The following is a 13,477-nucleotide window of genomic DNA, read 5'->3' as shown; positions in this document are numbered from 1 at the left end:
CGCTACATACGTCGGTTGATGGCCGTTTCGTCAACTGAAAACACTCAATGCGGCGTTTTGACCCCCGCATTGGATCATCTTACTTAAACACAGGTCTGAACCATGTTGCACTGCCCAAGAACCATCGTGCGTACAATAGTTTATTCGGGAGTTTTTTTGGCCACAGGTCTTACCGTTGCGCTTGCCGCCGATCCCACAGGTGACTGGAAAGTAGCCGATGGTGTGGCCAACATCCGCGTCGCCCAATGTAGCGGCAACATGTGGGGCGTCGTCGCCTGGGAAAAGACGCCGGGCGGCAAGGACAAGAATAATCCTGATACCGCCAAGCAGAGCCGGCCGACCTTGGGCATGCCGATCCTGATCGAAATGAAGAAGAAGCCCGGCGTCGATGCCTGGGAAGGCCAAGTCTACAACGCCAAGGACGGACAGCTCTACAGCTCGACGATCAAGCCTGTCGGCACCGACCAGCTCGAGATTCAGGGCTGCGTGCTCGGCTTCCTGTGCGGCGGTGAAACCTGGACCCGTGTCGGACCGCCGATTCCCTCGAGCCCTGCCAACAGCATGGCCAAGGGTGCGCCGAAGGGACCAGCCGGCGCGCCGCCCAAAACCGCAGCACCTGCGCCGACGGCGCCGAAGACCACGGGTGCGGTAAATCCGGCACCCGCTGCGGCGAATCCTGCGCCCGCGCCGAAGGCTGCGCCCGCTCAGAAGCAGGCGGCGGCCACGGCGGCCCAGCCCGCCGATATCGGCGATATCTGCCTACTTCCCGACATCGCGCGGTTTGCCCATTAGCGCCGGCTGGAACAGCAGCACCGCGGCCAGCGTGATGACGAACGACAGCGCCAGCAATTTGCCCATGCTGGCGGTGCCGGGATGACTGGATAGCCACAGGCTTCCGAAGGCGGTCGCGGTCGTCAGCGCCGAGAAAAAGATCGCGCGCGTCAGGCTCGACTGCAGCAGGTTCGTTCTGCCCTCGCGCCAGGCCGTGACATAATAGATCTTGAAGGCGACGCCGACGCCGAGCAGCAGCGGCAATGCGACGATGTTGGCGAAGTTGAGCGGCAGCCCGATCAGCACGCAGAGTTCCAGCGTCACCGCGCCGGCCACCAGCAGCGGCACCATCGTCATCAGCACGTCGGAGATCCGCCGCAGCGTCAAATAGAGCAGCAGGCTGATCACCAGCAGCGCCCAGATGCCGGCATGGATGAACGCCTTCACGATGGTGTCGCCGGATTTGAGGATCGACACCGGCCCGCCGATCGCATTCGGCTCGGCCGCCAAAACCGCATCGGCAAATCGGCGCAAATTGTCGTTGTCGTTGGGATCACCCTTCGGCAGCGCCTCGACGCGAATCAACCCATCCTTGGATTTCCAGCTGTTCAGCAGTTCCGGCGGCAGCGTCTTGAGCGTGACGGGGCCGGCCTGCATCGTGTTCCTGAGCTGATCGAATACGATCTTGAGCGGGGTGACGAAAATGCCCTGCGCCTTGTCGCGCGTCGCCTGGTTGCTGCCGGCAAGTTTCGACAGCGCGTCCGCCAGCCGCCGCGATGCGACCGCGCCCGGCCCCTTGCCGTCGCCGGCGGTCCTGCGCAGGCTGTCGACCGAACTCTTCAGCGCCTCCACATTCTCTTCATCGGTGGGCGCGGCATCGACAGAATCGGGATTGAGCGCGGGCCCGACCACCCTCGCCGCCTTCGCGATCAGTTGCAGCTTCGCCGGCTGATCCTCAGGGACAAAACTGTCGATCGACATCACGCGCAGGACTTCCGGCAACTTTCCAAGCCGCGCCTCGATCTTCTTCGCTTCCGCTTCCGAGGTGGTCAGCACGTTGATGGCGTTGGCGCCGGTGTTGGGGTCCTTGCGCAGGTCGAGGAAGGTCGCGATCGATTCAGCCTTCGGATTGCGCAGGTTGATCGGGTTGAAGTCGAACTTCATGAAATAGAGCAGCGGCAGGCCGGCCACGACGAGGAGCAGCGTACCAACGACGATGATGACGCGATGCTTTTCGAGGAACTCGTCCACCGGCGCCAGAAACGCGTAACCGACCGGCTCGCTTTCGCCGGGCGGGTGAAGCAGCTTCAGCATGGCAGGCAGGGACGTGATGCTGGTGATGAACGCGATCAGCATGCCGGCGCCGGCGATCTTGCCGAGTTCGGAAATGCCCTTGTAGTCGGTCGGCAGGAAACACAGGAAGCCGGCGGCGGTCGCCATCGCGGCGAGCGAAAGCGGCACCGCGCAGCGTCTGGCCGCGCTCTCCAGCGCCAGCGCCAGATTTTCGTTCTTGAAACGCTCGGAACGATAACGGACGCTGAACTGAATGCCGAAATCGACGCCGAGGCCGACGAACAGCACGGCAAAGGCGATCGACAGCAGGTTCAGCGACCCCACCATCATCAGGCCGACCGCGGTCGTCAGCGAAAGGCCGATGAACAGGTTCACGAACACCGCGAAGATGATCTTCGAGGAGTGCAGCGCCATCCAGAGAATCACGAGGACAATGAGCACCGTGACGACACCGTTGACGATCGCGCCGTCCTGCACGGTCGAATATTCCTCATTCGCGATCGGAACCGGGCCGGTCAGCCGCACCCGCGCGCTGTATTGGCCTGCAAAATTGAGATCGGTCGCGGCCTGCCGGATCGCGTCGGTCGCACCCTTGCCGGGTTCCAGTTCGCTGTAGTCGAGCTTCGGCTTGAACTCGATGAAGGCGCGGCGATCGGCATCGGTTAAAGGCTTGTCGCTGGTAAGTTCGCGCCAGGAGAATGTCGCCGTCCCCTTGTTCAGGATGTCCTCGACCGTCTGGCTGATCAGGTTGAAGGGCCGTTCGGTATTGTCGAGCTTGACCTGCCCGCGCTTGACGCCGGCAAGCCCGGTCTCCAGCGCCCCGGTCAGGCCGCGGATCGAGGGATCGCCGGCCATGATCTCGATCAGGGGCGCGGCGGCTTCGAGCTGGCCGGCGACCTTGCCGACTTCCTCCACCGGCAGGAACAACAGCCCGTTCTTTTCGAAGAACTCGCCCGACCCCAGCGGCTGCACCGATTCGAAATGCTTGGTGTCCCCGGAGAGCTTTGTGAAAAGCGCCTTGCTCGCGGCACTGGCGAGCTCGGGCGTCGGCGCCTCGACCACGGCGAGAATCAGTTTTTCGCGGTCGAACGCGTGCTCGAACTGATTGTCGCGCTTGCGCCAGTCGAGGTCGGGCGAAATCAGCGTGTTGATGTCGGTGTTGATGGCGAAATGCCGGGCCGCATAGTAGCTCGCCCCGACCGCCAGAAGCAGCGAGACGATGACGACGAGAGTGGCAAACCGCGTACAGGTTCTGACAATGGCGACAACAATACTGGTCAGCACTTCGTTTCTTTCTAAATCTCAAGGAGAGCTGGGCGAAAACGCCCGCTGTCTAGCGGAGTTCCCGGAGCCGATCTAATGTTGTTTTGGTTACTTGCCCAAGGGTTCACAAGGGTTCAAGCGAAGCCGCCAAAACCGACCGGACGGTGTTCGGGGGCCGGTATAGCCCGTCCGAAAGGGCGATAAAGTGACGAACCGGTAAGGAACAACGGTTCTCATAAGCCGCTTTTAGGTATTTAATTACCTACGGCTTGGTAACCATTGCGCGATGCACCTTTTCCAACCGCACAATTTTTGACACATAGTCCTGCGCTTCCATCTACTTGGGTGGGATTACCTGCGGGTTCCGGTCATGGTGCGGATATTGCAGATCCGGATGTGACCGGCTGCACGGAGACCTTTGGGTGAATTTGCGAATTCAGTACCTGGTGCAACAGCGTAATGGACATCCCATGGAAGTGTATCTAGCGCAGCCCCGCGGATTTTGTGCGGGCGTCGTGCGTGCCATCGAAATCGTTGAGCGCGCGCTCGAGAAGTACGGTCCGCCGGTCTATGTTCGGCACGAGATCGTGCACAACAAATACGTGGTCGAAAGCCTTAAAGCCAAGGGCGCGATCTTCGTCGAGGACCTGTCGGAGGTTCCGCCGCTGGCGGTAACCGTCTTCAGCGCCCACGGCGTGGCCCGCAGCGTTGAGGAGGAGGCCGCCGCCCGCGGCCTGCCCGTCCTCAATGCCACCTGCCCGCTGGTCACCAAGGTCCATAATCAGGGCAAGCGGTATATGTCCAAGGGCCGTACCCTGGTATTGATCGGGCATGCCGGCCATCCCGAGGTCGAGGGCACCATGGGTCAGGTTCCGGGGCCGGTTCTGTTGGTCCAGAACGTCGACGAGGTGGCGGCGCTGACGCTGCCGACCGACGCCCCGCTGGCCTATATCACCCAGACCACCCTCAGCGTGGACGACACAAAGGACATAATTGCCGCCCTTCAGGCCAAATTTACAGATATTCAAGGCCCCGACATCCGGGATATCTGCTATGCGACACAGAACCGCCAATCTGCGGTAAGGGACCTAAGTAAACTGGTGGACGTCATTTTGGTGGTGGGGGCCGCCAATAGTTCCAACTCAAACAGGCTTCGCGAAATCGGCACCGAGGTCGGGGTCGCGAGTTATCTCATTGCCGACGGGAGCGAGTTGAATCCCGATTGGTTGAAGGATGCGAAAGCCGTCGGCATTACGGCGGGCGCCTCGGCGCCCGAAGTTTTGGTCGACGACGTGATCGAGGCTTTGAGGCGTATCGGACCCGTCAAGGTGTCGGTACTTCCCGGCCGGGAAGAAAATATCGAGTTCCGTCTTCCGGCCGAACTGACTGCGGGTTGATCCACTTCAAGAGTTCCAAGTCTGGGCTCCAGGCCCAGACTCAAGTCCAGAAAGAAAATCTCTCAAATGGCAATACCGTTCTTCAAGGAAATGCGTATCGGTGGCTATCTGATCAAGCAGAAGCTGCTTGGCCGGAAGCGCTATCCGCTTGTGCTGATGCTGGAGCCGTTGTTCCGCTGCAACCTCGCTTGTGTCGGCTGCGGCAAGATCGACTATCCCGACGCGATCCTCAACCGCCGCATGTCGGCGCAGGAATGCTGGGATGCGGCCGACGAATGCGGCGCGCCGATGGTGGCGATCCCCGGCGGCGAACCGCTGATCCACAAGGAGATCGGCGAGATCGTGCGCGGCCTCGTGGCGCGCAAGAAGTTCGTCTCGCTGTGCACCAACGCGCTGCTGCTGGAGAAGAAGCTCGATCTGTTCGAGCCCTCGCCCTATTTGTTCTTCTCGGTGCATCTCGACGGGTTGAAGGACCACCACGACAAGGCGGTGTCGCAGAAGGGCGTGTTCGACCGCGCCGTCTCGGCGATCAAGGCCGCGAAAGCGCGCGGCTTTACCGTCAACGTCAATGCCACGATCTTCGATGGCCATCCGGCGGAAGAGATCGCAAAATTCCTCGACTTCACCACCGAACTTGGCGTCGGTGTCTCGATGTCGCCGGGCTACGCCTATGAGCGCGCGCCCGACCAGGAGCACTTCCTCAACCGCACCAAGACCAAGAAGCTGTTCCGCGACGTATTCGCGCTCGGCAAGGGCAAGAAGTGGAACTTCATGCATTCCGGCCTGTTCCTGGACTTCCTCGCAGGTAACCAGAGCTACGAATGCACGCCCTGGGGCATGCCGGCCCGCAACATCTTCGGCTGGCAGAAGCCCTGCTATTTGCTCGGCGAAGGCTACACCAAGACCTTCAAGGAGCTGATGGAGACGACGGACTGGGAGACCTACGGCACCGGCAAGTACGAGAAGTGCGCCGACTGCATGGCGCATTGCGGCTACGAGCCGACGGCTGCCAACGCAGCCTTGGTCAATCCGCTGAAGGCGATGTGGGTCGCGCTGCGCGGCGTCCGCACCACGGGCCCGATGGCGCCCGAGATCGATCTCTCCAAGCAGCGTCCGGCGCAATACATCTTCTCGGCCGAGGTGCAGAAGCGCCTGTCCGAGATCCGCAAGGACGAAGCGGCTGCGGCAGCCGCCAAGCAGCAACAGAAGGCATCCACCGCCGCCTGAGCGGAACACAACAAAAGATTTTTGGGCCCCGGTTCAGGCGAACCGGGGCCCTTTCTTTTTTGCGTGTCTCTCAGACTGTCACGGAACGACCGCTACTTCGTCCGAGTCCGCAGAAGCAGATTCTCGATCGCTGCCGCGCGCCCAGCACTGAGTGTGCCACGCTCGATTCCGAGCGGCACATTGCGGAGGGCCAGTTCGCGGTACAACGCGCCCGAGGAAGGAAAGCGCTCATCCAATGCTTCGAGGTGCTTGAGGATCGTTCCGACGTCCCCGCGCGCCACGCAGCCACCCATGCCGTTGGCCAGTCCGCCGTCAAGAACGGCCGCGACCGTTCCCCTCAGCAGCGGCATCATGGCACGCAGCGCGTCGGCCTCGCTGGCGCCAAAACTCTTCCAGAGTTCGACGCCTTCCTTGAGCAATGCGATCAGGAACGGACCGACATAGTAGGCCGAGGCGTGATAAAGCGCCCGCACGCCGGCCGGCAGCGCCAGCGGTTCGCACCCGATGCTGGTGGCGAGCCGTTCCAGGTCACGCCTGAAATCGGGGTCTGCTTCGATGCCGACGGTGCATCCCCGCAAACCCTCCAGCGCGACGTCGGGATTTGCAAACATCTGCATCGGATGGAATCCGCCGGTTACGGCACCGCTGGATTTCGCGTGATCCAGCGCGGTCAATTCGGTTGCTCCGCTGCAATGGACGACGCGGTGACGTGGCTCCCAGCGCAAATCGCGGCAGACCGGCAGGATCGCGTCGTCGCTCACCGTCAGGAAGAGCACGTCACAATCGTCCACGACATGCTGCGCGTGCGGCATCGGCCGTGCTGACGGTACCCGGGATCCTAGGCGCTGCGCCGCATCGGAGCCACGGTTGTAGAAAGCCGCGACGTTCAGGTTCGCGCGGTCAAACGCCAGCGCGAGCGTTTGCGCAACACGGCCGGCGCCGATGAAGCCGATTCGCAACGCCGCGAGCTCAATGCTCATTGAGCGTAGCTCCCGTCGATGCGGTCGAGCTTTCGCAGCAGCGCCGGCCATTCCAGCAGCCCGTAACCGGCTTGCAGATTTTGCGCCGCCTCATTCAATACCGGATTGGTGTCGCGCTCATTGTCCAGCGTGATCTCGGTGCCCGCGAAGCAGGTCACCGTGTTGCCGATCGCCATTTCTGTCGGCGCGTGAAGCGGCCGGCCGCAACCGAGCGCGTCTATTTGTATCCGGCAAGCCTGCTCCAGCCAATAGATCGCATTGAACGCCTGTGGAATCGTGTTGCCACAGACCAGCAGACCATGATTGCGCAAAACCAGTACGTCGTTTCGGCCGAGATCGGCGACGACCCGGTCGCATTCGTCCCGATCGATCGCCGGTCCCTCGAAGTCGTGATAGCCGATCCGCCCGTGAAACCGCATCGCCGTCTGGGACAACGGAAGCAGCCCTTCGGCGAGCGTGCTGACTGCCGTGCCAGCCCTGGTGTGGGTATGGAGAACGCACTTCACGTCGGGCCGCGCCCGGTGGATCGGGGCATGCAGATAGAATCCGGCGACGTTAACGTTGTAGCCGTGATCGGGCTGCAGCAGAGTTTGCCCCTCGATGTCGATCTTGACGAGGCTCGACGCCGTGATTTCCTCGTACAGCATGCCATACGGATTGATCAGATATTGGTCGTCATGCCCCGGGACCTGTGCACTGATGTGGTTGTAGATCAGGTCGGTCATTCCATAGAGCGCCACCAGGCGATAGCACGCCGCGAGATCAACCCGCGCCGCCCACTCCTCTTCCCCCACGGTGGCCCGGATATCGTTGACAGAGCGAACTTCGGTTTGACGCATGTTACCTGGCCCGCAACCGCGGTCCCTTTCTAGTGGCGGATGACGGAGGCACGCTCCACGATCTGGGCAAGGCCTTCCGACGATGGAAGAGCGCCGAATACGTGCATCCCATCCATGCCCAGCCTGGATTTCACGAAGAGATCGGCGGCATCGGCATCGCCATGCTGCAACATCTCGGCAGCCTGCAACGCATGCGCCATCCGGGTAACCAGCGCCCTCGCATGCCCGTCATCCGGGTATCGTGCACTCAACCGGTCGGCAAGATCTTCCGTGCTGCTGTCGTAGATCCGGTTGAGGCCCCTGCTCGCACGCAGTTCGTCGACAAATGCGTCCCGGCAGCGTGCATCCCGTTGCATGGCCCGCAGAACGTCCATGCACATCATGTTCGAGGTGCCCTCCCAGATCGAATTCAGCGGCGCCTCGCGGTAAAGGCGCGCCATCGCATTCTCCATGATGAAGCCGTTGCCGCCGTGCACCTGCAGGCACTCGTAGCTGAAAGAGGGTGCCCGCTGACAATTCCAGAACTTCACCACGGGCGTGGCAACCCGCGCCAGCAGCCGTTCGTGTTCACTGGTCTGCAGGCCGTCGGTCGCCCGCGCGACCCGAAGTGCGCCAAGCATCGCCGCCTCGCTCTCAAGTGCGAGGTCGGCGAGCACATTGCGCTGCATGGGAAGCTCGGACATGGGCTTGCCAAACGCCGTTCGCGTTTGCGCGTGGTTCAATGCCAGGCTCAAGGCCTGCCGCATCAGCCCGGCGGATCCTGCCGCAAAATCCAGCCGGGTCAGATGAGCATGCGAAAGGATTTCCCTGATGCCGCGCCCTTCTTCGCCGACAAGGATCGACCACGTGTCGTGGTATTCGATTTCGCTCGAAGCGTTTGAACGGTTGCCGCACTTGTCCTTCAAACGCTGAATGAAGATGCGGTTGGCGCTGCCGTCGGGCAGCAGGCGCGGCACGAACAGACAACTTACGCCGGATTCGGTCCGGGCCAGCGTGTAGAACCCGTCGGCCACCGGCACCGAGAAAAACCATTTGTGGCCGGTGATCGAATAGATCTCGCCATGCGCACCGCGTTCGATGAATCGTGCGGTGGTCTGGGTTTCGCGCAGATCGGAGCCGCCCTGCTTCTCGGTCATCGCATAGCCGATGACCGCCGCACGCTTGGCTTCGATGGGAAGCCGCCGCGGGTCGTAGTCCGCCACCAGCGTTCGCTCCCGCCACGTCGCAAATTGCGGTTTGTCGGAAAACCCCGCGATCGCGGCGTAAGCCATCCCGGTAGGGCAGCCGACGCCGTTCTCGATCTGATTCCAGAGGTAACTCAGCGCCGCACGCGCCAAATGTCCATTCGGTTCGCTCGTCGACCAGGCCAGACTATGGACCTCGCTTTGGAACGCCAGCGCCATCAATTGATGCCATGCCGGATGAAACTCGACCCAGTCATTCCGGTTGCCATACCGGTCATGGGTCAGCAGTTTCGGTTCGTGCTCGTTGGCAAGTCGCGCGGCCTCCTGCACGGAATCGCTTCCGGCATGGGCGCCGAGCGCAGAAAGTTTTTCCCTTGCCCACGGCACGATCTTTGCGATCAGGCCGCTCAGCGCCCGATCGTCATCGAACGCGTTGAAACCGAGGGCTGGCCGCGCCTGATTGCGGACTTCGTGGGTCGCAAACGGACTGGCTTTCGCTTCCGCGACGGCAACCGGCTGGACGCGCGCATTCATGCCGAGACTTTCGATACCAGGGTCAATTCAGGCGTGGCGTGCCGAAACAGCATGCGCGCGGAAAGCCCCGCGATGGCTTGTGCGATCGACTTTGCCGCTTCGGAATCGGGAGCCGCTTCCGGCGCCAGGGGACCGACGAGGGCCTCCATGAAAGCGCCGGTCACGCACGATGCCGCAACGTTCGCGTCGATTTGGATGAATTCGCCGCTGGCGATGCCGCGCCGGACAAGCCCGGCGATCTGATCGGCGAGCGCCGCCCGGTATTTCAGGCGCGCCGCGTCGATCTCCGGCTCGCATGGTTCGGCGATCAGCGCGTAGGCCAGACGGCGGCCGCGCATCGCGCGTATCGAGAAGGTGTAAATCGCGTCCACCAGACACTGGGACGCAGATCCCTCCGCCTCGACGATCGCGGCGACCACGGCCACCTCGCGCTCGGAAACCAGCCCGAGCACTTGCGCGTACAGGTCCGCCTTCGAGTCGAAGTAGCGGTACACGCTGCCGGTAGCCACCCCCGCCCGTGCGGCGATCAGGGCGATCTGGGCATCCTTCCACCCGCTCAGCGCCACGGCGTCGCGTGCGGCATCCAGGATGCGCGCTTTGGTTTCAACGAGTTGATTGAGGCGAACTGCAGCAATTGCCATAGTGAACCTTAATTCATGAATACAGGATCATAATTCATCCTTGAGCGAATGCCGGCGCTTGTCAAGTATCCCGGCGGGTTCCTGCGGTCGGAAAAGCGACGCCAGTTGCGAGGAAGGCTTTGGCGTGTCGCCCGGGATCAATGCATCTGAAACCAACGCCACGCTCAGAGGCGCCAGGGACGCGAACGCGCTTACCCAGCCCCGCATCTGAATACGGCGAGCCAAAGCCTGATGATTTTGGGGTCGATGCATGCGCGCTCGCACCATCTCCGTCATCCCCACGCAACGGCTTCGCCGTTGTCGCTGGAGGTGCGAACCTTGCGGTGCACTTGCACGGCTGGGCGAGCCTCGAAGAATGAGCGGCAAGTTCTTTTAACAAGAATTGGCCGCCGCCCTGCGAGGGCCGTGCTGCGCGCGGCCAACCTCTAGGTGAACACACTTGCGTTCATCCCCGGGTGACGGATCACGTTGATTTAAGCTTGGAATGCGGAACGTCATCGGAGCTGGCCGCCCATGCGCGCGCTTCAGGGCGAGGCAGCTATTTTCAAAGGCCCCGGTTCGAACCAACCGGAGCCTTTCTCTTTAATTTGGTGCTTTCTGAAAAGCCGGCGCGGATCAGACCGCCGCGGTGGCGAGCCCCTCTTCGCCGTGCAGGAAGCCGCGGCAACCACGCAGGGAGCGCAGCGCGCGGTTGAAATCGATTCCCGTGGAGACCAGCGCGCGCAGCGAGGTGGGATTGCGCGCCACCCCGCGCAGCACCTTGCGGAGGTCGATGTCGCCGTTCGGCTTGATGGCGCTCATGGCCAGCGCTGGAAGCGCCCGGCTGGCGGGATCGGAGATGACCCGCAGCGCCGCGAACGGCAAGCCGGCCTTAGCCGCATAGGCCGCGGCAATATGACTTTCCATATCGACCGCTGCCGCGCCCGTCTCCGAATGCAGCGCGGCCTTGCAGGCGGTCGCCGCAATCACCTGTTCCACGCCGGCCAGGCCACCACGGACTACGCGGCGGCGACGCAATGCCGCACTGGCGATCATTTCCTCGTTTAGCGCCAGACCTGCCAGAAAACGGGTATCGCCCGCCAGAACCTCGGTCGCCACCACCACGTCGCCCGATTTCAGCGACGGATCCAGCCCGCCGGCGACGCCGAACGAGATGACACCCCTGAAAGTGGTGGAATCCAGCGTCGCCAGCAACGCGCGCAATTGCTGCGGGTCGCTGGAACTGCAGATGACGATCATGCCGGGCCCGGCCGCGATGCGGGCCTCCTGCACCAATCCTGTTACGATCAAAACTGGCCGCGGATCATTCGAATTGCGATCAACCGAATTGTCCACGATCGCGGCGGCCCCCACGCCCAAAGTCACATCCCGACCCCTACCACCCTGCTGTTGGTGCTTCTCAAATTCCGATACCGCGCCAGCGCCCAGAGCGGAAAGAACTTCGAGTAGCCATGATAACGCAAATAAAACACCCGCGGAAAGCCTGTAGCCGTGTAACGCGCCTCGTCCCACAGCCCTTTCTCGGTCTGTGTGGCTTTTAGGTACTCCACACCCCGCACGATGGCCGGGTTTTCGACCTCTCCGGCCGCCATCAGTCCAAGCAAGGCCCATGCCGTTTGCGAGGAGGTCGACGGCGCGCCCTCAAATCCCTTGTAATCGAGTCGGTAGCTGACCGCATCTTCCCCCCAGCCACCGTCCTCGTTCTGGATCGAAAGCAGCCAATCGGCCGCCTTGCGAATCATCGGGTCCTGGTGGCTCACCCCTGCGGCATTGAGCGCACACAGCACCGACCAGGTTCCGTAGACGTAGTTGAGGCCCCAGCGGCCGTACCATGACCCTTCCGCGAGCTGGGTGCGGCGCAAATAGGCGATCCCGTCCGCGACCGCCTTGCTGGTCTCGGCAGTCTCGCCGAGCTGCGCCAGCATCGAGATGCAGCGCGCGGTGACGTCCTCGGTCGGCGGATCGAGCAGCGCGCCATGGTCCGAGAACGGGATGTTGTTGAGGTAATATTCGAGGTTGTTGACGTCGAAGGCGGCCCAGCCGCCATCGCGGCTCTGCAGGCCCTCGATCCACTCGCGGCCGCGCGAGATCGCTTCGTCGTATTCCTTGCTGCCCGACGCCCGCCGCGCCCGGTCCATAGCCATCACGACCACAGCCGTGTCGTCGAGATCGGGATAATAGTCATTGTTGTACTGGAACGCCCAGCCGCCCGGACGGACATCGGGCGCCTTCACCGCCCAGTCGCCCTTGAGATCAAGCACCTGCCTCGGCTTCAGCCAATCCAGGCCCTGTTCCATCTTCTTGATGGTATCTTCGCCGCCGGCCTCCGCCAGCGCGTGGCAGGTCAGCGCGGTATCCCACACCGGCGAGACGCAGGGCTGGCAATAGGCTTCGTGCTCACCGATCACGAGCAGCTTGTCGATGCCCTTGCGGGTGACCGCGCGCGGCGGATAGTCCGGTCCCTTGCCGAGCGCGTCGTACATCATGACGATGTTGGCCATCGGCGGATAGATCGCGCCCATGCCGTCTTCGCCGTTCAGCCGCTCCTCGGTGAAAGCGAGCGCCGCATCGATCGCGCGCTGGCGCAGCTTCTTCGGAAACAGCGGTTCGACGACGCGCAGGATCTTGTCGAGCGTGCTGAACAGCGTGAACCAGCCCCAGCTTTGATGCGGCGCCTTCGGCGTCATTCCGACCGACTTGGGATCCTGCAGGAACAACTCGTCGACGCCGACGCCCTTGGGATTTTTCGCCAAGGGCTTCAACGCCGCCATCACCATCAACGGCACGATCGTGGTGCGCGCCCAGTAGGAAATCTTGTTGATATGAAACGGCGACCACATCGGCAGCAGCATGATCTCGATCGGCAACACCGGCACCGCGCGCCAGCTCAGCACGCCGTAGAAAGCCAGCAGGAATCGCGTGAAGACGTTGACGCGGGCCGCGCCGCCGTGGCTGCGGATCGCCTCGCGCGCGCGCACCATGTGCGGCGCATCGACGGAATCGCCGATCATCTTCAGCGCGAAATAGGATTTGACGCTCGCGCTCATGTCGAAAGGGCCGTCCTGCACCAAGGGCCAGCCGCCATGATTGCCTTGCGTGCGGCGCAGGTAGTTCGCGATCTTGGCTTCCAGCGCGCTGTCGACGGGCTCAGCGAGATAGTGACGCAGCAGGATATATTCGGCAGGAATGGTGCTGTCGGCTTCCAGCTCGAACACAAAATGTCCGTCGGATTGCCGATAGCCGAGCAGCGCTTCGGTCGCCGACGAGATGCTCTTCTCCAGCGCGACCGGGTCGACGGTCGCGACGGAATCGACTGCAATTTTTTTGTCTACGGAAAGCATTCGCTAG

General features: G+C 62.4%; 10 protein-coding genes. 3 read left to right on the top strand and 7 right to left on the bottom strand.

What is annotated here, in order from left to right:
- The first annotated feature begins 126 nt into the window (after positions 1 to 126).
- Positions 127 to 792, top strand: coding sequence for a DUF2147 domain-containing protein (locus tag V1294_RS15655; RefSeq protein ID WP_334498400.1), 666 nt, complete (start codon positions 127 to 129; stop codon positions 790 to 792).
- Here the strand turns inward: V1294_RS15655 and V1294_RS15650 are convergent.
- A complete protein-coding gene (locus V1294_RS15650) occupies positions 760 to 3,348 on the bottom strand; it encodes an MMPL family transporter (protein WP_334498398.1) in 2,589 nt (862 codons plus the stop codon). The genes V1294_RS15655 and V1294_RS15650 overlap by 33 nt on opposite strands.
- Positions 3,349 to 3,797: 449 nt before the next feature.
- On the opposite strand from V1294_RS15650, the gene ispH reads away from it, so the two are divergent.
- Together ispH and hpnH are read left to right on the top strand one after the other, a co-directional pair.
- Positions 3,798 to 4,724 carry a 4-hydroxy-3-methylbut-2-enyl diphosphate reductase gene (ispH, locus tag V1294_RS15645; RefSeq protein ID WP_108513140.1) on the top strand — a complete coding sequence of 309 codons (927 nt, stop codon included), beginning with the start codon at positions 3,798 to 3,800 and terminating at the stop codon, positions 4,722 to 4,724.
- A 66-nt stretch (positions 4,725 to 4,790) separates the two neighbouring features.
- On the top strand, positions 4,791 to 5,951 hold the full coding sequence (gene hpnH, locus V1294_RS15640; RefSeq protein WP_334498396.1) for an adenosyl-hopene transferase HpnH: 1,161 nt from the start codon (positions 4,791 to 4,793) through the stop codon (positions 5,949 to 5,951).
- Positions 5,952 to 6,043: 92 nt separating this feature from the next.
- Here hpnH and V1294_RS15635 read toward each other — a convergent pair whose 3' ends face one another.
- The 6 genes from V1294_RS15635 to shc all read right to left on the bottom strand — a co-directional run bounded on the left by V1294_RS15635 (position 6,044) and on the right by shc (position 13,470).
- Entirely contained in the window at positions 6,044 to 6,982 is a 939-nt protein-coding gene (locus V1294_RS15635; protein ID WP_334498394.1) for a Rossmann-like and DUF2520 domain-containing protein, read from the bottom strand.
- Entirely contained in the window at positions 6,928 to 7,770 is an 843-nt protein-coding gene (locus V1294_RS15630) for a class II aldolase/adducin family protein (RefSeq protein WP_334498392.1), read from the bottom strand. Before V1294_RS15630 ends, V1294_RS15635 begins: the two co-directional genes overlap by 55 nt.
- Positions 7,771 to 7,799: 29 nt before the next feature.
- Positions 7,800 to 9,488, bottom strand: a complete 1,689-nt coding sequence (locus V1294_RS15625; RefSeq protein ID WP_334498389.1) for an acyl-CoA dehydrogenase family protein — start codon at positions 9,486 to 9,488, stop codon at positions 7,800 to 7,802.
- A complete protein-coding gene (locus V1294_RS15620; RefSeq protein WP_334482333.1) occupies positions 9,485 to 10,129 on the bottom strand; it encodes a TetR/AcrR family transcriptional regulator in 645 nt (214 codons plus the stop codon). The genes V1294_RS15625 and V1294_RS15620 overlap by 4 nt, the downstream gene beginning before the upstream one ends.
- A gap of 615 nt (positions 10,130 to 10,744) precedes the next feature.
- Complete coding sequence (locus V1294_RS15615; RefSeq protein WP_417021170.1) at positions 10,745 to 11,494, bottom strand: phosphorylase; 750 nt, start codon at positions 11,492 to 11,494, stop codon at positions 10,745 to 10,747.
- Positions 11,491 to 13,470 (bottom strand): squalene--hopene cyclase, encoded by a 1,980-nt coding sequence (shc, locus tag V1294_RS15610; protein ID WP_334498387.1) that lies wholly within the window; start codon positions 13,468 to 13,470, stop codon positions 11,491 to 11,493. Before shc ends, V1294_RS15615 begins: the two co-directional genes overlap by 4 nt.
- Positions 13,471 to 13,477 lie beyond the last annotated feature (7 nt).

The organism is Bradyrhizobium sp. AZCC 1678 (assembly GCF_036924765.1).
Classification (GTDB): Bacteria; Pseudomonadota; Alphaproteobacteria; order Rhizobiales; family Xanthobacteraceae; genus Bradyrhizobium; species Bradyrhizobium algeriense.
The sequence above is the reverse complement of the archived record's forward strand: the minus strand, read 5'-3'. Positions and strand labels throughout refer to the sequence as shown.